Source organism: Mesorhizobium sp. L48C026A00, from assembly GCF_000502375.1.
GTDB lineage: Bacteria > Pseudomonadota > Alphaproteobacteria > Rhizobiales > Rhizobiaceae > Mesorhizobium > Mesorhizobium muleiense.
The window spans coordinates 57,671-76,778 of the sequence record NZ_AYWU01000012.1; the positions used below are offsets into that span (position 1 = coordinate 57,671).

A 19,108-nucleotide genomic window follows, 5' to 3' on the forward strand; every position below is an offset into this window, starting at 1 on the left:
GTCTTGCCGCTGCGCGCCAATCCACCTTCTCCCACAAGGGGAGAAGGGACGCAGCTCCGGTCGCCTCGCAGCCTACCGAGATGTTGATGACAGCAGTGCTCGAACGTCCTGCAATGATCAAGGCCAAACCGGCCAAACGCCGCCGCGTCTCGGTCGCACGCCTCGTTCCCTACCTGCAGGCGGCGCCGCTGGCGCTGATCCTCGGCGCGTTCCTTTTGCTGCCGATCCTGATGATCGCCGTGGTCTCCTTCTGGGACTACGATTTCGCGGCGATGTATCCGGATTTCCTGACCATCAACTACGCCGACACGCTCGGCTCGTGGGTGACCTGGAAAACCTATCTGAACACGCTGAAATACGCTGGTATCGTCTGGGCACTGACGCTGTTCGTCGGCTTCTGGGTCGCCTATTTCCTCGCCTTCCATATCAGGACCACCGCCATGCAGATGGTGCTGTTCCTGGTCTGCACGGTGCCGTTCCTGACCTCCAACATCATCCGCATGATCTCGTGGATTCCGGTGCTTGGCCGCAACGGCCTGGTCAACTCGACGCTGGTTGAGATCGGGCTGATCCCGAAGCCGATCGAATGGCTGCTCTATTCCGAATTCGCCGTGGTGATGGCCATGGTGCATCTCTACACGCTGTTCATGGTGACGCCGATCTTCAACACGCTGATGCGCATCGACAAGTCGCTGATCGAGGCCGCGCGCGATGCCGGCGCGTCCGGCTGGCAGGTGTTGTGGAACGTCGTCATCCCGCTTGCCAAGCCCGGCATGGCGATCGGCACCATCTTCGTCGTCACGCTGGTGATGGCCGACTTTTCGACGGTGCAGGTGATGTCCGGTGGACAGAGCGCATCCGTCGCGCTGATGATGAAGAACCAGATGTCGCTGCTGCAATATCCGGCAGCGGCCGCCAACGCGGTCGTGCTGCTGGTGCTGGTGCTGCTGATGGTCGCCGGCATCCTGCGCATCGTCGACATCCGCAAGGAGCTGTGAGGCGATGAGCCGGGACAAGCGCACCCTTGAATTCTACGTGCTGGCGGCATTCTTCGCCCTTTTCGTGCTGTTTCTCTACGGCCCGCTCTCGGCGATCCTGATCCTGTCCTTCCAGGGCGAGAATGGCGGGCTGACCTTTCCGCTGAACGGCGTTTCGCTGCACTGGTTCGCCAATCTGTTCGAACGCCAGGCGGTCGGTGATTTCGGCGGCAGCTTCAAACGCTCCTTTATTCTTGGCCTGATGGTGATGATCGTCACCGTCGGCGTGTCGCTGCTTGCCGGTCTTGCCTTTCGGCAAAAATTTCGCGGCGCCACCGCATTGTTCTATCTGGCAGTCGCCAGCCTGGTCGTGCCGTCGATCATCATCTCGCTCGGCATCGGCGTCGTCTTCCAGCAGATCGGCTTTCGTCCCGCCTGGTACACCTCTGCTTTTGGTGCCCATCTGACCTGGACCTTACCTTTCGGCGTGCTGATCATGTTCGCCGTCTTCAACCGGTTTTCGCCGGCCTATGAGGAAGCCGCGCGGGACTTGGGCGCGACCTCCTGGCAGACCTTCGCGCATGTCGTGCTGCCGATGATCGCGCCCAGCCTGATCGGTGTCGGCCTGTTCGGTTTCACCCTGTCCTATGACGAGTTCGCCCGCACCCTGATGACCTCGGGCACGTTCAACACGCTGCCGCTCGAAATCTACGGCATGACGACGAATGTGACGACGCCAGTGCTCTATGCGCTGGGTACCGTGACCACGGTATTTTCCTTCCTGGTGATTTTGGCGACGCTCGGCGCAATCGCCTATGTCGGCGGCCGTCGGCCGCGAGCTTGAGAGAACCGCAGTGCAGATCCTCGTCGTCAATCCGAACACCACCGCCAGCATGACCGAAACCATTGCAGCGGCGGCGCGGCTCGTCGCCGCCGCCGGAACGGACATCGTCGCCGTCACCTCGTCGATGGGACCTGTGTCGATCGAAGGCTACTACGACGAGGCGCTTGCCGTGCCGGGCTTGCTGATCGAGATCGCCGCCGGCGAACGCTCGGGCGCGCAGGCCGCGATCGTCGCCTGTTTCGACGACACCGGCCTGGATGCGGCGCGCGCCATGGCCAGCATTCCGGTCATCGGCATCTGCGAGGCAGCGCTCAGCACGGCGTCTTTCATCGCCCAGCGCTTCACCGTCGTCACCACGACCGAGCGCTCGCGCGTGCCGGTCGAAGCGCTGGTGCAGCGCTATGGCATGGCAGGACGGGCACGCGTGCGCGCTGCCGACATTCCGGTTCTTGCGCTCGAAGACCCAACCTCCGATGCGATCCTGAAGCTGCGCGGCGAGATCGCGCGCGCGCTCGACGAGGATCGCGCCGAGGCCATCGTGCTTGGCTGTGCCGGCATGGCCGATCTCGCCGCCGCGCTGCGGCGGGAGTTCGGCGTTCCGGTCATCGACGGCGTCGGCGCCGCGGTCAAGCAGGCCGAGGCACTGATCGCGCTTGGCCTGTCGACGTCCAAGCGTGGCGCCTATGCAAACCCGCTGGCAAAGCCCTATCTTGGCGCATTGAAGTCCTTCGCCCCCGGTACCGTAGCCACCGAGTGAGGCAATGCGCCGAACGATCAGAACGCTCGCACTTGAAGACGTAAAAATCCTTGTCGACTGGGCGGCAGCGGAGGGCTGGAATCCCGGTGTTGGCGATGCCGTGGCGTTCCATGCGGCGGATCCAGACGGCTTCATCGGCGCCTTTGTCGATGGCGAGATGGTGGCCGGTATTTCGGCCGTCGCCTATGGCGACGATTTCGGCTTCATCGGTCTCTACATCTGTCGGCCGGACAGGCGCGGTGAGGGCCATGGCAAGGCGGTCTGGGATGCCGGCATGGCGCGGCTCGGCGACCGTACGGTCGGCCTCGATGGTGTCGTCGAACAGCAGGCCAATTACCGCAGCATGGGTTTTGCGCCGGTTTATCGGACGATCCGTTTCGTCGGGTCGCCGAACGGTCCGGCAGCTGCCGACAGCGACATTTGCGTCATAGGCGCGGAACTCATGGCTGACGTTCTGGACTACGACAGCCGGTTCTTTCCCGCTCCGCGGCGATCCTTCCTAAAACACTGGCTGCGCCCGCCGCACATCGCGCTTGCGATCGTCAGGGATGGCGCCATCGCGGGCTACGGCGTCGCGCGCCGCTGCCGGGACGGTTGCAAGATCGGCCCGCTCTTTGCCAATAGCCTGGACGCGGCAAGCCGCCTGTTCGCGGCCCTCGCGCTCATGTCGGGTCCCGAAAACGTCCATCTCGATGTTCCCGAGACCAGTGGCAGTTTTGCAGGTCTGTTGTCGTCCGCCGGTCTTCAACCAGGTTTCGAGACTGCCCGAATGTACAGGGGGCGCGCGCCGCAGCTCATGCAGTCCGGGGTCTTTGCGATAACGACCCTGGAGCTTGGCTGAGGGCAGGCATCAGATTTTTGTGCGCAGTGCCGGCTGCCCACGCAACGGAATTCAATGTTACCTGCGGCGGGGTCAGCTAGCCTGCCTCATCCAGTCGGTCGTGTAGTCATCTCCGAAAGGGATGAAGGCGCCGCCAAGTTTCCGCATGCGCTAAAACGTTCGCACGCCTCGATGTGCAGCGTTCCAGTCGCGCCAACGCATCAATTTGGGAAAGAAGCCGGTCGACGGGAGAAATACTCTTCTAAAGGCGGGAACAATACCGTCGAAGTGCTGTTAGGTCAGCTCCTCTAACGGAGATAGGCCATGTTCTTGCGCGTCGACAAGCTTCAGATCGAATTACCGGCACCGGCCCAACAGGATGTCAATGCCGCTTCAGCGCTCCAGGAGTTGCTTGGCGGAAAATACGGAGAAATGTCCACACTCGGTAACTACCTCTTCCAAAGCTTCAATTTCCGATCGAAGAGCAAGTTGAGGCCGTTCTACAGCCTGGTTGCGGCCATAACCGCCGAAGAGCTTGGCCATGTCGAATTGGTCAGCAACGGGGTGTCGATGCTTGCGAACGGCCCTGATGAACCCGGCGCTGACACGGTAGGTCCGACAGATATCACCGGCGCGCCGTTCGAAATGATGAAGGACGCGAGGCTGGCTGCCGGATTTTTGTCGCATGGTGGTGGCGCCGTGCCGATCGATTCAAACGGCCTGAGCTGGAACAAGGATTTCGTTACAACGACCGGCAACGTCATTTTCGACCTCCTCCACAATTTCCATCTCGAATGCGGAGCCCGCCTTCACAAACTGCGGGTCTACGAAACCTTGTCGGACCCAACCGGACGGGAGGTCTGCGGATATCTGCTGGTAAGGGGATCGGTGCACGCCCATGCCTATGCCCTCGCGCTCAAACAGATAACGGGTGTCGAAATCGAGAAGATGCTTCCGACGCCCAACATTCCGCTGGCCAACATCCCGGAGAGCCAGAAATATCTTGAGGAAGGCTCGCACCGACGCCTTTATACATTCAGCCCCGAAGATTACCGTGAAATAGCCGGCATCTGGGGCAATGGCGAAATGGCCCTCCCGGACGATCCTCCAGGTGAATTGGAGGTGGTCGAGGGAATGCCAGAGGGCGGAAAGATCCAGGAGTTGGTGGGAGAGCCGTCAGCTTTCACACCGGACTACGCGCCTGAGGAAATGTACGAGATTGCTACCAAGCTTTACAAGGCGTCTCGGTAGCGAACCTCGAGCGGTTAGCGAGCTTGTCGAAGCCCGCTAACCTCCCTCATCCAGCCGGTCGCGCGCTCCGGCTAATACAATGGCTTGGCCATGTGCCGGGGTGCCGGCCATTCCGTCGTGATCCCGGGCTGCACCGGCCGCTCGAGATAGGTCGACAGAACCACATAGCTTCGCGTCGAGGTCACGCCGGGCGTTTCGTAAAGACGCGACAGCAGGCCTTCTAGCGCCCTTGTGTCCTCGGTGCGGACCTTGATCAGCATGCATGTGTCGCCGGCCACCGAATGAATCTCCTCGACTTCGGGATGCTCGGAAATCGCCATCAGTTCGGGGGTCTTTCCCCAACCCTTGGTGTCGATGTGGACGAAAGCGAGCAACGGCTTGCCCACCGCCTTGGGATCGATGATTGCCGCGGTGTTGCGGATGGCGCCGCTGCGCCGAAGCCGCTTCACCCGTTCATGCGCGGCCGGCGGCGACAGGCCGACACGATCACCGAGCTCGGCATAGCTGACCGTGGCGTCGTCGACCAGAACGCCTAATATCTTTCGGTCGGTTGCGTCGACATCGCGGGCAGCAGGCCTGTTCTGCAGAATGCCATCTGTTTCTTCATCCATGGTGAAATTCCTTATTGATACAGAATTTAATACGGCGATTATCGCCATATGTCGAACAGTGATCAAGTCGCAACATTGACGGCAAGGCCGCCTATCCCGGCGCTCGCCTATCTCTTGACCGGATGCATCGCGGTGATCGGCTCGAACTCGCTGGTTCTCGGTCCGATAGCGCCGGCGGTGGCCGCATCGTTTGCGACGAGCGTGCCGGCCGTCATGATCGCGTCCGCTGCGTTCGGGCTTGGAACGTCGGCAAGCGCCCTGTTCCTGGCCCGCCATATCGATCGGCTCGGCGCCCGCCGCATGCTGCAAGGGGCGTTGCTGCTGCTGGCGGTCGCGCTTCTCGCCAGCGCCGCCGCGCCGACGGTAACGACGCTGGTTGCAGCCCAGCTTCTCGCCGGCATCGCCGCCGGTATCGCCATGCCGGCAATCTACGCCAGCGCCGCTGCGATCGCGCCGCCTGGCCGCGAAAGTGGAACCATCGGTGTCGTGCTGACCGGATGGACCCTGAGCATGGTCGCCGGCGTCTCATTGTCGGCGGTGCTTGCCGATCTGGTGCATTGGCGCGCCGTTTTCGCAGCGGTTGCGGTGCTTGCGGCGCTCGCGTTGACCGGCCTTACGCTGACGTCGTTGAGCGATGTCAGGAAAAGCGGCCCGGCGCCGACGCCGCTCGGCGCCTTGGCCGTTCCCGGCATAGTGCCGCTCCTGGTCGCCTGCGGCGCCTTCATGACCGCATTCTACGGCGTCTATGGCTATCTTGGCGATCACCTTCACAATGGCTTGGGACGGCCGGTCAGCGCCAACGGCTTGGCGGCGCTCGCTTATGGCGCCGGCTTTGGCATGGCGGCACTGCTTGACGGCGTGATCGATCGGCTTGGCGCGCGACGTGTCATGCCGTTCGCCTATCTCCTCGTCGCGGCCGTCTATGTCGCGCTGGCCGCGGCAGGCAGTAGTTTCCATCTGACTATCGCCATGGTCGCGCTCTGGGGCCTTGCCAATCATTTCGGGCTGAACGTCCTGGTGATGCGCCTCTCGGCGCTCGATCCGGCGCGGCGCGGCACGATCATGGGCCTGAACAGCGCAGTGACCTATCTCGCGGTGTTTGTCGGCACCACCGCCTTCGGACCGCTCTATTCCAGCTTCGGCTTTGCGGCATCGGCAATGGTCGCCGCGCTGCTCATGCTGGTTGCCGCTGCGGCGGCGGCGTGGCATTCGCCGCGGCCCGTGTAGTCGCGGAGCCACGCGGCGGCAGCGCTTGCGCTCCCCGCCTTTCCTTCGATAAATGCAAATGAAAGTGCTACGCGTCGGAAGCGCTGTATACCGGTATCCGGCTGTGAGCCTGTCTGGACAAGCGATGAACATGACGCTTGAAACCACCGCCGACCCTTCGCCGAAAGAACTCGCTTTTCTCGGGGAGCGGCTCAGCGCGTTCAACGACAGCGAAGTCGGTCCGGCCAACAGGAAGGTGCTCGCCGTGTTCGTGCGCGACGAGCACCGTGCGGTTGTCGGCGGCATCTCGGGATACACCGCCTGGGGCTGGCTCTATGTGCAGTGGCTGTGGGTTGATGAGCGGCTGCGCGGCCAGCGCATGGCCGGCAGGATGTTGGACGCAGCCGAACAGGAGGCCGTCGCACGCGGCTGTCATGGCGCCTTGATCGACACCTTCAATCCCCAGGCGGCCAAGGCCTATGAGCGTCAGGGGTATCGGCTGTTCGGCGTGCTTCCCGATTTTCCCGCCGGTCGCAGCCGCGTCTTCCTGCAGAAGAAACTGCTGGCTTGATCAGCCGGCAAGGCGTCCGCCGCGCATCGGCTGTGGCACACCGGTGGTGGTCGGAAAACTGATCGGCAGGCCCCTGAGCACGCGAACCGCCAGGAAGGCAAAGCACTCCGCCTCGACCGCGTCACCCTTCCAGCCGAGCGCCTCCGCCGGCACCGCTTCGACGCCGGCGCGGCTGGCGAGCATGGCCATGATCGTCGGGTTGTGGCGGCCGCCGCCGCTGACCACCAGCCGCTTCGGCCGGTGCGGCAGGAGGTCGAGCGCCTTGCCGACGGCCGCAGCGGTGAAGGCCGTCAGCAGTGCGGCACCATCCTCAGCGTTCATCCCGTCCGCCATGGCTGCGCCGAAATCGAACCGGTCAAGCGACTTTGGATAGGGCTTGGCCAGGTAGGGATGCTGCAGGAGCTTGGCCAGCTTGGCTTCGTTGACGGTGCCGGTCCGCGCCAGCGCGCCGTCGCGATCCATGTCGCCCAGCCCTTTCGCCTTGATGAAATCGTTAAGCGGCGCATTGGCCGGTCCGGTGTCGAAGGCGACGACATTGTCCTTGCCGTCCCACCAGGTGATGTTGGCGACGCCGCCGAGATTGAGCACCGCCGTGTCGCCGCTGATATCGGCATCGCGCAGCAGCGCGGCGTGATAGGCGGCCGACAGCGGCGCCCCCTGCCCGCCGGCGCGCATGTCGGCCGAACGGAAATCATAGGCGACCTTGGTCCCCAGTATGGCATGCATCAAAGCCCCATCGCCGAGCTGGCGGGTCTGGCCGAGCCGGCCGGTTTGCGGGGCGCGATGCAGCACGGTCTGGCCATGGAAGCCGACGACGCCGATATTGGCCATCGTCAGCCCGTAGCTTTCGACCAGGTCCTTGACGGCTGCTGACTGGGCGCGCGTTAGCGCTTCTTCGGCTTCGCGAAAGATCGCCGGTTCCGGCCCGGAAAAATTCCACGCCCTGGCCTGATCCAGCGTCTCCTCCAGCAGCGTCCGGATCGATCCGGGGTAGGGCGCCAGCGTGTAGGTGCCGAAATCCTCGATCCGCTCGCCGTCGGTCTTGATCAGCGCAACATCGATATTGCCGTCCAGCACCGTGCCGGTCATCAGCCCGACGGCCCAGATTGGTTCGCCACTTTTCGCAATCATCATTTGTTAGGCTCCGTTGGCGCGATCGCCGACCGATGGGCGAATCTCGATAATCCCGCTGTCGAAATGATGTGTCGGATGGATCCGTTTGGGGAGCAAGGTCTCCCATGCCCCTGCCTTTGTCGAAGTCGATCCATCCTGTATACTGGTATACCGGTATCCAGACAGCTCACGCCGTCTTTTCGCCGATCGCCTTTCGCAAAAACCCGCCCGCATTGTCGAGCGCCTTGCGCGCCTCTTCGATGCCCAGCCCGGTGATTGTCACCAGTATCGCCAGCTTGACGTCTTTGCCGGTCTGGTCGAGCGCCCGTCGTGCCTGCTGCGCTGTGCAGCCGGTGGTCTGCATCACGATCCCGACCGCCCTGGCGACCAGCTTCTTGTTGCTGGGATTGAGGTCGACCATCAGGTTCTGGTAGCTCTTGCCGCTCCGGATCATGCTGGCTGTCGTCAGCATGTTGAGAACCAGCTTTTGCGCGGTTCCCGACTTCAACCGGGTCGAGCCGGCGAGAACCTCGGGGCCGACAAGCGGAGAGATGGCAATGTCGGCAATGCCGGCAATGACTGACCTGGGGTTGCAGGAAAGTGCCACCGTCGTTGCTCCCACCTGCCTTGCATAGGTCAGGCCGCCAATGACGTAGGGTGTGCGGCCGCTGACCGCGATGCCGACCACCACATCGTCGGCGGTCAACTTGATGCCCTGCAGTGCCTTGATGCCTTGTTGCGGATCATCCTCGGCGCCTTCCACAGCCCGCACCAGCGCATTCGGGCCGCCGGCGATCAGACCGAGCACCATGCCCTCGGGCACGCCAAATGTCGGCGGACACTCCGAGGCGTCGAGAACCCCCAGCCGGCCGCTCGTGCCGGCGCCCATATAGACAAGCCGCGCGCCTTTTTGAAACGCACCAACGATCCGGTCTACCGCGGCAGCAATTTCCGGAATGACCTTCTCGACGGCGGCCGGAACGCCGCTGTCCTCGTTATTGATCATGCGCAGGATCTCGATGGTCGGCAACAGGTCGATATCCATCGTCCTCGGGTTCCGATCCTCGGAAACCAGCCGCTCCAGCTCCGCCATCAACTCCTGTTCGTTCATCCGCCTGCTTTCAAACTTCTTGCCATCGGCAACAAGTAATGTGATGCGGCGCCGGGCGTTGACCAGTCCCAGAGCTGGCATCGACAGGCTCGCCGGCCAAACAAATGTTGACAACATCATCTGTTGTTGGTCAAAGTTCAGCATGAATTGCACGGGCCGGGGTGAGGCGATGGACGACCTTGGAGCACAGGAACAGGCAGTGCTGGATCTCATTGCGGCGAACCCGTTCGCCGGCCAGCAGGATATAGCGACCGCGCTCGGCATTGCCCGCTCGACCGTCGCGGCCCACATCGTGCAGCTCGTCAACAAGGGCTACATTCTTGGTCGCGGCTATGTCTTGCCGGCCTCCAAGCGCATGATCTGCATCGGCGGCGCCGTCCTCGACCGCAAGTACCACGCCAGGAAGGATCTGATCTTCGGGACGTCGAACCCGGTCGCCGGCTACCGCAGCTTCGGCGGCGTCGCCCGCAACGTCGCCGAGAACCTTGTCCGCCTCGGCGTCGACATAAGCTTCGTTTCGATTGTCGGCGACGACGAGACCGGCCGCTCGCTGGTGCGGCATCTGCGCGACCTGGGCGCCGACGTCAGCCAGGTCATCACCACCACGGAGCGGCCGACGGCGGAATATGCAGCGATCCTCGACCTCAATAACGATCTCGTGCTCGGCATCGCCGACATGGAGATCTTCGATCTGTTTTCGCCCTCCTGTCTCGACCGTTTCTGGCCGCATCTGGCTTCGGCGAATTGGGTGTTCATCGACTGCAACCTGCCGGCCGCGACGATCGCAGCGCTGATGTCACGCAAGCAGGGCGCGCGCTTCAAGCTCGCCGTCGACACGGTGTCGTCGCCGAAATCGGCGCGCCTGCCCAAGGACCTGACCGGCATCGACCTTTTATTCACCAACCATGACGAGGCCAATACGATGCTTGGCATCACCGATGCCGACAAGCGGCTGAAGCCGAAAGAGGCCGCGGCGGCGCTGCGCGCGGCCGGCGCCAGCGGGGTGATCGTGACCATGGGCGCGCACGGATTTGCGGTCGCGACCGAAGGCGGCGTGGCAACGATGCGTTCCGTCCCGGCCCGCGCCGTCGACATCACCGGAGCCGGCGACGCAATGATTGCCGGCACCCTGTACAAGGTGCTTTCGGGCGATCCCGTGCTTGACTCGGCGCGCACCGGGGCGTTGCTCGCCACGCTGACCACCGAGAGCGAATCCAGCGTCCATCCCGATCTGTCGCCGCGCTTCCTCACCGCCGGCATGTACCGCATTCCCGCCTGAACGCGAGCCGAACCCTGAAAGCGAAATGACGATGAAACCTTCCCTTCTCCACCTGAACGACGAAGTCGCGGCAGCACTTCGAGAAGGCCGCGCGGTGGTGGCGCTGGAATCGACGATCATCACCCACGGCATGCCCTATCCGGCCAATCTGGAGACTGCCCGCGGCGTCGAGACCGTGGTGCGCGAGAATGGCGCCGTGCCTGCCACCATCGCGGTGGTTGCCGGCAAGATCAAGGTCGGGCTCGATGACCGTGAACTGGAGCAGCTGGCAGCGGCAAAGGACGTGGTCAAGGCGTCCGGGCGCGACCTCGCCGCCATTATGGTGGGCGGCGGCTCGGCCGGAACCACGGTTTCGGCGACGATGCGGATCGCTGCATTGGCCGGCATCGGTATTTTCGCGACCGGCGGCGTCGGCGGCGTGCATCGTGGCGCCGAGGCCAGTTTCGATATCTCGGCCGACCTGACCGAACTCGGCCAGACCGGCACGACCGTCGTCTGCGCCGGCGTGAAATCGATCCTCGATATTGCAAAAACGCTGGAATATCTGGAGACCCAGCGCGTGCCGGTGATTGCCTACCAGAGCGACGACTTTCCGGCTTTTTATACGCGCTCCAGCGGACTTAAAGCCGATCACCGCCTCGATACGCCGCAGGAGATTGCGCAGGCCATGCTGCTGCACGAGCAGATCGGCTCGGGCACAGGCATCCTCGTCGCCAATCCAATTCCGCAACTGGATGCGCTCGATCCAGCCTTCATCGATGGCACGATCGCCGCGGCGGTGGCGGAAGCCGAAAAACGCGGCATCGGTCGCAAGGAACTGACGCCGTTCCTGCTCGCCCGCATCAACGAGCTTTCGCAGGGCCGCAGCCTGAAGGCTAACATCGCGCTGGTCCGCAACAACGCGGCGCTCGCTGCCCGCATTGCCGTGGCGCATGCGGGATTGAAGGACATTAAATAGCGGAACTGCCGGCCACAATCGCTGACCTGTCCAGCCGCTTTCCAGCCGCGACAGGAGTTCGGCAACCCTCTGGAACATGGGGCTCAGTCGTCCGCCCTGGGCGCCTCGGTCTCGGCGCGAACCAGCTTGATGTCGGCTCCCGCCGCCCAGGCGCCGATATCCTCGCGGCGCAATGCCGCCGCCATCATGTCCGGAAACAGATCCGGCGTGCAGGCGAAGACCGGAATGCCAAGTGCGGCAACCGAACCTGCCATTGCCGGATCATAGCCGGGCCGGCCTTGGTCGGTCAGTGCCAGAAGCACGACGACATTGACGCCGGATCGAACCAGCGCCGCCAGCCGCCGCAGCAATTCCTGGCCATTGCCGCCCTCGTAGAGGTCGGTGACCAGCACCAGATGCGACTTGGTTGGCCGCTCGATACGGTCGGCGCAATAGGCGACGGCCTGGTTGATATCGGTGCCGCCGCCAAGCTGCACGCCGAACAGCACTTCGACGGGATCGCTGAGTTCTTCGGTAAGGTCGACGATGGCCGTATCGAAACAGACGAGCTTGGTGCGCACGACCGGCAGCGAGGCCATCACTGCCGCGAAGATCGAGGCGTAGACGACCGAGCTTGCCATCGAGCCGGACTGGTCGACGCAGAGAACGACTTCGTCAAGGTCGACTAGCCGACGCTGCTTGCGCATGAAACCAACCAGCTTCTCCGGCACGATAGTTTTGTGCTCGGGCTGGTAGTGGCGAAGGTTCGCCGAGATGGTGCGCTGCCAGTCGATATCGCGCGCACGCGGACGTTTGGTGCGCTTCGATCGGTCGAGCGCGCCGCGTATCGCCTCGGCGGTCTTCTGCTCCAGCTTCTGCATCAGCTTGGCGACGATGTCGGCGATGATCGTGCGGGCGATGTCCTTGGTCTTGGCCGGCATGACTGAACGCAGTGAAATCAGGTCGGCGACCAGGTTGACGCCCGCCTCGATCGCCTTGAGGAACTCCGGCTCCATCAGCATCTGCTTCAGGTCCAGCCGTTCGAAAGCGTCCTTCTGGACGATCTGAACGACCTGCGCGGGAAAGAAGGAGCGAATGTCCCCCATCCATTGCGCAACGCGCGGTGCCGAGCGGCCAAGCCCGCCACGCCGCTTGCGCGGGTCACTGGCCGCCGCGCTGGCACCATCGCCGTAGAGAGCATCGAGTGCCGCCGAAAGTCGTTTGTCGTCGCTGGAAAGTGCCGCCGACGCCTCGTCATCGGCGCCGATCGCCAGGCGCCAGCGGCGCTCCCCTCCGGCATCTGCAGTGAGTCGGCCGGGCCCGTTCATTTCGCCCTCGTCATCCATTGCCGCTTCCTCCCCTCAGCGATGGTCCAAGCCGTTCCAGGTGTCGGCGCCATGCCTCGCCATCCGGCGTCGGCGTCAGGCCAGCCGGCAAGCGCGCGGCACGGCCGAGAACCGCTTCGATCAGTCGCCGGCGCTCCATGCTGTCCAGATTGGAAAAGACGCGGCGCAGCAACGGCAGGTGCGCGATGAAAGCATCTTCGTCGAGAGATTTGAGCCAGGAATCGACCGCGCTGCGGAGACCTTCGTCATAGATCAGCCGTTGACCCGCTGTGCTGAAGAAGCCCTCGAAGAACCCCGCCGCCTCGGCGACTGGCGTGCCCGGCGACAGGCGTCGCCCGAGCAGCTCGGCTGCGGCTTCGGCGGACAGGCGGCCGGCCTCGTAGAGCAGGTGCGCGGCGCATCCGGCCAATAGCGCCGTCGCCCGCGACCCCTCGAGAACGGCAGCCAGCCCGTTGCGCCATCCGTTCAGCACGTCTTCCCCCGGCTCCACCAGCCTGATCGCCTCATCGGCCTTGCGCATCGCTCTTACCAGCGTCGCGGCGGCCTGCTCATCCAGGTCGCGTGCCGCATAGGGAAGCGCGATCGCACCTTCGACGATCAGCCGCTCCATGAGGCCGGAAAGCCGGTTCGTCTCGGTTTTGCGCGCCTCGCCGTAGCGGATGATGTCGGCGAGCGGCGGCACCGAGGCCAGAATCTCCAGGCATTCGCTGCTGCGCGCCGCGCGCGCCTCCAGGGCCGTGAGACCGGCGGTCGATGCTTCCGACAGGCCTGCCGTGATGGCGCCCTGGACCAGTGCCGCAAGCGTATCGAGGGTTGCTGCGGCTTCGATCATCTGTATCAGGCGGCCGTTGGCAGCCTTTTCGATGGTCGGCCCGTAGATCAGGTTCTCCACCAGGCGAACGGCATATTCCGGCTCCCAGGCCAGGGTCCACCGCTCGCGGAACGTGCCACGGCTGCGACCGGCGTCCGTCAACTTGCCCCAATGCACACCAAGCACGTTCAGCCGATGCAGCAATGTCGAACGAAACAGCCCGCTGTCGCTTCGCAGGTCGACGGATAGTTCCCGCTCCAGCGCTTCAGGTTTCAGCCGCGCCGCCTTCTGGTTGCGCTGCAGATCCTCGATCAACGGCGCCAACGGCGTGTCGGGTGGAATTTCGCCGACGTCCGCACCTAGAAGCAGCTCGGCCTCGACCACGGCCCACAGCAACGCTTCGCCGTTGAACAGAGCCGCAATTGCGGCGTCGCGCAATTCCTCAAACCCGGGTTTCGGCCGCTCGCGAATCGCGGCGAGCGTGCGGGCGAGCCGCTCCGCTTCGATCAGCGAAGCGGTCGAGACCAGGTGACCCTTCACCCGCAGCACCGCTGCAATCATTGCAAGCCACAAGGTTGCTGCATCGCGCCCGCCGCGCGTGCGCCAGAGATGCTTGCACCAGCCGGGTGCGACGACGCCCGCGCCATAGCCGTAGCCCAGCGCCAGACGCGGTCCCGTCCACGGCGCCCATGTCATCGTGCTCTTGCGCCTCGCAATCCCCTTAAGCAGGGCTTGATCGTTTTTCTGCATGTGTGTCGCCTGCAGTGCCGGCACATGCCACGCCCCGCAGACGACGGCGACAGGTCCGTCGAAATCCTTGCGCGCCGCAGCGATTTCGAGCCGCATATGCGCTTCGCGCTGGGCCTCGAACTGCGCGATCGAGCCTTCGCCATCCCTCAGCGCCATCATCGCGTCGGAGATGGCGGCGAATATGGGGCCTGGTTCCGGATTCTGCTCGATGATGTCCGACCACCAGCTTTCGCCATCCTCATAGCCGGCGGCGCGGGCCAGCGTGCCTATCGGATCACGCCGATGCGGAGCCACATCATCACGCTCGCTTGATTCCTTCGCATCGTCAGCATCGACTTTTTCCGCGCCGTCGACCGCCGCTTCCGAGAAGCGCGCCGACGACGGCAGGTCGATGAAGCGCAACGCCGCCTTGTTGTCCACGGCCCAAAGGACCGCCTGATATTCCGGCGAGAACTCGGCGAATGGCCAGAAGCTTGTCGAAGCCGGATCCTCCTCCGGATAACAAAGCAGTGCTACCGGCGGCTGCATCTCCGGGCGGGCCAGCAACGGCAGCAGCGCGGAGGCATCGATCGGCCCCTCGATCAGCACGGCGACCGGCTGCAAATCCTGCAATGCCTGCACAAGGCTGTCGGCGGAACCCGGCCCGTGATGGCGTATGCCGAAATAGGCGACGTCGCTGTGCCCCATGACGCGTCAGATCGCTGCGTTCAAGGCCGCATAGTAGCCGGCATAGTCAGGCCGCTTCTTGAGCACTGTTTCCAGATATTCCTCAAGCACTGCCTTGTCCTGTACCGGGTCTTTAACGATCGCGCCGACAAGGCTGGCGGCGAGACCTTCGGCGCCGAGCTTGCCGCTGTCGAACCACGCCGCTTGGCTCAGCCCGCCAACCATCGTCGCGATCGCCTCGGCGGTCGACAGCGAGCCCGAGGGCGTCTTCAGCGTCACCTTGCCGTCGGCGGTCGCACCGGACCGCAATTCACGGAAGATGGTCAATACCCGGGCTATCTCCTCGCCGACATTTTTCGGCACCGGCAGGTCGAGCCCGCCGGCCATCTCGTCGACCCGCTTGGAGACGATCGCCACCTCTTCAGCCATGTCTTCCGGCAATGGCAGCACCACGACATTGAAGCGACGCTTGAGTGCCGAGGAGAGTTCATTCACACCTTTGTCCCGATTGTTTGCCGTGGCAATGATGTTGAAGCCGCGCTGGGCATAGATCGATGTGTTCAATTCCGGGATCGGCATCATCTTTTCGGAAAGTACGGTGATCAGCGTGTCTTGCACATCCGAGCCCATGCGCGTCAGTTCCTCGAGTCGGCAGAGCTTGCCGGTCTGCATGGCGCGGTACAGCGGCGTCGGCACCAATGCTTCCTGGCTCGGGCCCTTTGCCAGAAGTTGTGCATAGTTCCAGCCATAGCGGATCTGGTTCTCGTCGGTGCCGGCCGTGCACTGCACGATCAGCGTCGAGTCGCCCATGATGGCGGCGGCCAGATGTTCCGACACCCAGGACTTGGCCGTTCCGAGAACGCCGAGCAGCAACAGTGCGCGGTCGGTGGCGAGCGTTGCCACCGCGGTCTCCATCAGTCGGCGGCGACCGACATATTTTGGCGTTACCGGCGTGCCGTCACCGGCCTTCCCGCCCAGCAGATAAGTCAGCACAGCTTGTGGCGAGAGGCTCCAGCCGGCAGGCTTTTGCCTGTCGTCACCGCGCGCCAGCGCCTGCAATTCAGAGGCATAGGCCTGCTCGACCGGGAGACGGATGGCAGCGTTCATATGAATTCTCCGGATTGATCATGTGTCGGTTCTAGACTGATGTTCGGCCAGCGCCGCGTTGAGACGCAGGACGCTGAGTGATGGGGCTGCGGGCGGCATGCCGGCTGCGACGACCTCGTCGATCAATTTTGCTGCCGTGGTCGCCGTGGCAAGGAAGCCGATCGTTTCCAGTATATCGTCGGCGCCTCGGCGCATGGCGTCGTCGTTTCCCGCAACGGCGGAACGCAGCGCCGCAACAGCCGACCCATTCGAAAGATCGCCCCATTCCAGCCAGCCAGCATCAATGCCTTCCGCCAGATTGATCGCGTTGAGGTAATTCGCTTGCTTGAGGATCAGCCGGACGAGGGCTCGTTTTCTGCGACTGTCCAGGCGCGGCGTGAGGTGCAGTACGAACAGCGCTGGCTTGCCGCCATCGGCGACAAGTGCGTCGGCCATATGCGTCACCGCGGCGTCGCTCCCCGAAGCGGCGACCATTCGTGCGATCAGGATGTCGGCATTGTTGTCGACGCCGAATTGCCAGGCTCCTATGAACTCAGATTCGGTAGCACTGAACCGCGCGGCCAGGTCGACCAGGTTGCAGGTCTCGAACAATTCGGCGCGACGCTTTTCCTGCGCCGGCGATTTGAACTTCGCCGGCGTGTAGATGCTGCGGCGGCGGATGAAGCCGGATTTGCCTTCGCTGATGAAAGCGGCGAGTTCAGCTGCGGGATCATCCGGTCCGCCATCGTTTGAACGGCCGTGCTCTCCCAACCTTGCCAGCAGCCGGCCAGCCAGTTCGCGCACCTTGCCGGACCTGTCGGCGGAGAGGCTTTTAAGGAACGGCGCGTCCTCAGGATTCAGGCCGAAGCGCATGAGCTCGACGAGCGCAAGCCTGACCTCGGCGGGCTCGCCCGACGCCTTGGCCTCGATCAGCAGTCGAGCCGAAGCCGGTTCACTGCGGCGCGCGTCTGCCAGCGCGATGCGTCGCGCGGCGGGATAGAACTCATCCCAATTTTCCGCCGTCAGTTTCTCTTGCGGGGCATGTCTCTCCCCGTCCACGCTTGCTTGCCAGTCGATCCAGGGGGCGTAGACGTCCGGACTGTTCTGATCCGACGCGACGGGCATCCAGTCCATCGGATGGAGCACAAAGCCGCGGCTGGCGACAAGCGTCACCACGCGCGTCTTGCGTCGCGCGTCGACGGCATGTTTCAGAGCGGCTCTCAACAGCGGCCGCAACCGCTCCGGCAGCATCGGGAGCGCAAGCCTGGGCAGCGGCGGCCGGCGCTTGAGCGTCTTCGGCGCCGCCGGCCGCAGGGCGACGTCGAGCGCTTGTGCTGCGATTGCCAGGAGCCGGCGCTCCTGCTCGTCGGGACTTGCACCGCCGGCGATCGTCTTCCAGGCGGTCGGAGCCAGATCGAAGGTGGCTCCGCCGGTGATCCAGCAATCGCGCATTGTCGCCAGGCCTGTTTGCTCGCCCTCGTTCACGACAGGCCAAGCCTCCCGAATCCGCTTTGAGCCGCCAGAAGGTCAAGCCGGGCGCCATCCCAGAGCGCTGCCGTGGCCGCAAGGTCGAGGCCGAGCAATGTTTGATTGACAGCGCCTGTGATCGGCAAGGCGATCCCTTGCGGATCATCCGCGGCCTGCCACCAGCCTGTGCCGCGGTCATCAACCAGGATCGCACCAGGCGGCAGTATGAGAGGACAATCGGTAATCCAAGGCGCAGCATCCTGATAGGAAGCATGCGTGGCGAGTGGGTCCTTTGCAGCGCCAAAGCTGAAATCAGGCCACGCGCCGGACGTCACTTCACCCATGCGTTCTGCCACCAGTGCGCGCAGCGGCTTGCGTGATGGATAGAAGACCAGCCGGGCATCGAAACGATCGCCCGGCGCAAAAGCGTTGGACCGGCGTCCGGCAGAAGCCGGAAAATAATCGAGCAGCACGGCAAATTCCGGGGTAGCGCACTTCAGATCGAGCAGCCAGGTCGAATGGCTGACGAGACCGTCACGGCGGCTCTCGATCTTCTCGCCCAGAACCTCCCAGAAGCTTTCGACCTGTCTTGCATCCGGATTGGCCAGAACCTGTTCGCGGGTTTCAGAGGTCGATACGAGGCGCTTCAGCTCTGGGTCGTCGGGCGACGCCCGCCATGCCTTGGCCAGCAGCACAAGCTTGCCAAGCTCACGGATCGCCGCATCCGGTTTTTCTTCGCTGCGCAGCGCCATCAGCCGCGAAGGGATCTCGTCGATGCGACCGGCAAGCGCGGTTGCCTTCATGTCGACCAGCCGCGCGGCAATCCGGCGGCAACGGTCGCTGCTGCCGTCGACAAACCCGGAAAGACCAAGCCGCAACTGGTCGGCGATCCATTGATCGAGTTCATCGAGCGCCGCCGACACTGCTTGTCGTGTGTCTTCCGCCCGCTTGCGCTGCGCAGCCTCACGACGCTCCACCGCCGCACCGTCTTCGACGGCGGCGCTGTCGTCCGTCCGTGCAGCCTCAGCAATGCTTTTGGCTGCCACACCTTCTATCGGTTGCGCTGGCGGTGGCGTCGTCTTCCTGCGCCGGCCAAGCCAGTCATTCACCCATTCAGGCGAGGATTCAGCGGCTGCAAAACTGGCTGGCGCGGTGGCGGCAATCCACATCAGCGCCAGCGTGTGCTTGCACGGGAATTTTCGCGACGGGCAGGTGCATTTGTAGCCGTGATCGCCGGTGTCGACCACCACCCGATATGGATTGGAGCCGGAGCCCTGGCATTCACCCCAGATGAGCGCCTGGGGCTCATGCTTTTCGCGGCCAGTTCGATCGTTTGGTCAGCTTGGAGGCGGCGCTCAGCGACGCCTGATCGGGAGCAAGCGCCTCAATGGTCCTCAAATCGAATTCCAAGCCGCGCCCCTCGTGACTCGAACCAAACACCTGTCGGAAGGATAGATAGCCGTTCGTGAAGAATTATTGTAGCTCTCGCAATGTGAAGATCGATA

At 63.6% G+C, this 19,108-nt stretch carries 17 protein-coding genes and 1 pseudogene; 9 read left to right on the plus strand and 9 right to left on the minus strand.

Going from position 1 to position 19,108, the window contains the following annotated elements; all coding sequences use genetic code 11:
• Nucleotides 1-86: 86 nt before the first annotated feature.
• From X738_RS62195 to X738_RS62215, 5 genes are all read left to right on the plus strand, one after another.
• Nucleotides 87-998, plus strand: coding sequence for an ABC transporter permease (locus X738_RS62195; protein WP_023800163.1), 912 nt, complete (start codon nt 87-89; stop codon nt 996-998).
• A 4-nt stretch (nt 999-1,002) separates the two neighbouring features.
• Nucleotides 1,003-1,821 carry an ABC transporter permease gene (locus X738_RS62200; protein ID WP_023800164.1) on the plus strand — a complete coding sequence of 273 codons (819 nt, stop codon included), beginning with the start codon at nt 1,003-1,005 and terminating at the stop codon, nt 1,819-1,821.
• Nucleotides 1,822-1,831: 10 nt separating this feature from the next.
• The gene (locus X738_RS62205) at nt 1,832-2,578 is read left to right on the plus strand and encodes an aspartate/glutamate racemase family protein (protein WP_031255343.1); all 747 of its coding nucleotides are present in this window, start codon (nt 1,832-1,834) and stop codon (nt 2,576-2,578) included.
• Nucleotides 2,579-2,582: 4 nt separating this feature from the next.
• A complete protein-coding gene (locus X738_RS62210) occupies nt 2,583-3,419 on the plus strand; it encodes a GNAT family N-acetyltransferase (RefSeq protein ID WP_023800166.1) in 837 nt (278 codons plus the stop codon).
• A 303-nt stretch (nt 3,420-3,722) separates the two neighbouring features.
• A complete protein-coding gene (locus X738_RS62215; RefSeq protein ID WP_023800167.1) occupies nt 3,723-4,649 on the plus strand; it encodes a manganese catalase family protein in 927 nt (308 codons plus the stop codon).
• A gap of 71 nt (nt 4,650-4,720) precedes the next feature.
• Here the strand turns inward: X738_RS62215 and X738_RS62220 are convergent, their stop codons facing one another.
• Nucleotides 4,721-5,260: an Lrp/AsnC family transcriptional regulator gene (locus X738_RS62220; RefSeq protein WP_023800168.1), complete on the minus strand. Its 540-nt coding sequence runs from the start codon at nt 5,258-5,260 to the stop codon at nt 4,721-4,723.
• A 48-nt stretch (nt 5,261-5,308) separates the two neighbouring features.
• Between X738_RS62220 and X738_RS62225 the strand changes: the two genes are divergently transcribed.
• Nucleotides 5,309-6,487, plus strand: coding sequence for an MFS transporter (locus X738_RS62225; protein ID WP_023800169.1), 1,179 nt, complete (start codon nt 5,309-5,311; stop codon nt 6,485-6,487).
• A 124-nt stretch (nt 6,488-6,611) separates the two neighbouring features.
• Nucleotides 6,612-7,037, plus strand: coding sequence for a GNAT family N-acetyltransferase (locus tag X738_RS62230; RefSeq protein ID WP_023800170.1), 426 nt, complete (start codon nt 6,612-6,614; stop codon nt 7,035-7,037).
• On the opposite strand, the gene X738_RS62235 is transcribed toward X738_RS62230, so the two are convergent.
• From X738_RS62235 to murQ, 3 genes and pseudogenes are all read right to left on the minus strand, one after another.
• Nucleotides 7,038-8,168 carry an anhydro-N-acetylmuramic acid kinase gene (locus X738_RS62235; RefSeq protein ID WP_031255345.1) on the minus strand — a complete coding sequence of 377 codons (1,131 nt, stop codon included), beginning with the start codon at nt 8,166-8,168 and terminating at the stop codon, nt 7,038-7,040.
• Nucleotides 8,169-8,174: 6 nt separating this feature from the next.
• A pseudogene (locus X738_RS87140) lies at nt 8,175-8,304 on the minus strand (esterase); the annotation flags it as partial.
• A gap of 33 nt (nt 8,305-8,337) precedes the next feature.
• On the minus strand, nt 8,338-9,261 hold the full coding sequence (gene murQ, locus X738_RS62240) for an N-acetylmuramic acid 6-phosphate etherase (protein WP_031255346.1): 924 nt from the start codon (nt 9,259-9,261) through the stop codon (nt 8,338-8,340).
• 169 nt (nt 9,262-9,430) lie between these two features.
• Between murQ and X738_RS62245 the strand changes: the two genes are divergently transcribed.
• Nucleotides 9,431-10,540: a carbohydrate kinase gene (locus X738_RS62245; RefSeq protein WP_023800173.1), complete on the plus strand. Its 1,110-nt coding sequence runs from the start codon at nt 9,431-9,433 to the stop codon at nt 10,538-10,540.
• 31 nt (nt 10,541-10,571) lie between these two features.
• Nucleotides 10,572-11,498 carry a pseudouridine-5'-phosphate glycosidase gene (locus tag X738_RS62250; protein ID WP_036269942.1) on the plus strand — a complete coding sequence of 309 codons (927 nt, stop codon included), beginning with the start codon at nt 10,572-10,574 and terminating at the stop codon, nt 11,496-11,498.
• Nucleotides 11,499-11,581: 83 nt separating this feature from the next.
• Here X738_RS62250 and X738_RS62255 read toward each other — a convergent pair whose 3' ends face one another.
• Genes X738_RS62255 through X738_RS62275 form a run of 5 tightly spaced genes read right to left on the minus strand, consistent with a single transcriptional unit; the run spans nt 11,582 to nt 18,850 of the window.
• Entirely contained in the window at nt 11,582-12,823 is a 1,242-nt protein-coding gene (locus X738_RS62255; protein ID WP_023800175.1) for a VWA domain-containing protein, read from the minus strand.
• Complete coding sequence (locus X738_RS62260; protein ID WP_023800176.1) at nt 12,816-15,071, minus strand: DUF5682 family protein; 2,256 nt, start codon at nt 15,069-15,071, stop codon at nt 12,816-12,818. Before X738_RS62260 ends, X738_RS62255 begins: the two co-directional genes overlap by 8 nt.
• Nucleotides 15,072-15,077: 6 nt before the next feature.
• On the minus strand, nt 15,078-16,157 hold the full coding sequence (locus tag X738_RS62265) for an ATP-binding protein (RefSeq protein WP_023800177.1): 1,080 nt from the start codon (nt 16,155-16,157) through the stop codon (nt 15,078-15,080).
• Between the two features lie 18 nt (nt 16,158-16,175).
• Nucleotides 16,176-17,621 (minus strand): DUF5691 domain-containing protein, encoded by a 1,446-nt coding sequence (locus X738_RS62270; protein WP_023800178.1) that lies wholly within the window; start codon nt 17,619-17,621, stop codon nt 16,176-16,178.
• Entirely contained in the window at nt 17,618-18,850 is a 1,233-nt protein-coding gene (locus X738_RS62275) for an SWIM zinc finger family protein (protein ID WP_245277696.1), read from the minus strand. Before X738_RS62275 ends, X738_RS62270 begins: the two co-directional genes overlap by 4 nt.
• Nucleotides 18,851-19,108 lie beyond the last annotated feature (258 nt).

Excerpts from the sequence above, each read along its gene's own strand:
- X738_RS62195 (WP_023800163.1), top strand. The coding sequence starts at position 87 with ATGACAGCAGTGCTCGAACGTCCTGCAATGATCAAGGCCAAACCGGCC.
- X738_RS62200 (WP_023800164.1), top strand. The coding sequence starts at position 1,003 with ATGAGCCGGGACAAGCGCACCCTTGAATTCTACGTGCTGGCGGCATTC.
- X738_RS62210 (WP_023800166.1), top strand. The coding sequence starts at position 2,583 with ATGCGCCGAACGATCAGAACGCTCGCACTTGAAGACGTAAAAATCCTT.
- X738_RS62215 (WP_023800167.1), top strand. The coding sequence starts at position 3,723 with ATGTTCTTGCGCGTCGACAAGCTTCAGATCGAATTACCGGCACCGGCC.
- X738_RS62220 (WP_023800168.1), bottom strand. The coding sequence starts at position 5,260 with ATGGATGAAGAAACAGATGGCATTCTGCAGAACAGGCCTGCTGCCCGC.
- X738_RS62225 (WP_023800169.1), top strand. The coding sequence starts at position 5,309 with ATGTCGAACAGTGATCAAGTCGCAACATTGACGGCAAGGCCGCCTATC.
- X738_RS62230 (WP_023800170.1), top strand. The coding sequence starts at position 6,612 with ATGAACATGACGCTTGAAACCACCGCCGACCCTTCGCCGAAAGAACTC.
- X738_RS62235 (WP_031255345.1), bottom strand. The coding sequence starts at position 8,168 with ATGATTGCGAAAAGTGGCGAACCAATCTGGGCCGTCGGGCTGATGACC.
- murQ (WP_031255346.1), bottom strand. The coding sequence starts at position 9,261 with ATGAACGAACAGGAGTTGATGGCGGAGCTGGAGCGGCTGGTTTCCGAG.
- X738_RS62245 (WP_023800173.1), top strand. The coding sequence starts at position 9,431 with ATGGACGACCTTGGAGCACAGGAACAGGCAGTGCTGGATCTCATTGCG.
- X738_RS62250 (WP_036269942.1), top strand. The coding sequence starts at position 10,572 with ATGAAACCTTCCCTTCTCCACCTGAACGACGAAGTCGCGGCAGCACTT.
- X738_RS62255 (WP_023800175.1), bottom strand. The coding sequence starts at position 12,823 with ATGGATGACGAGGGCGAAATGAACGGGCCCGGCCGACTCACTGCAGAT.
- X738_RS62260 (WP_023800176.1), bottom strand. The coding sequence starts at position 15,071 with ATGGGGCACAGCGACGTCGCCTATTTCGGCATACGCCATCACGGGCCG.
- X738_RS62265 (WP_023800177.1), bottom strand. The coding sequence starts at position 16,157 with ATGAACGCTGCCATCCGTCTCCCGGTCGAGCAGGCCTATGCCTCTGAA.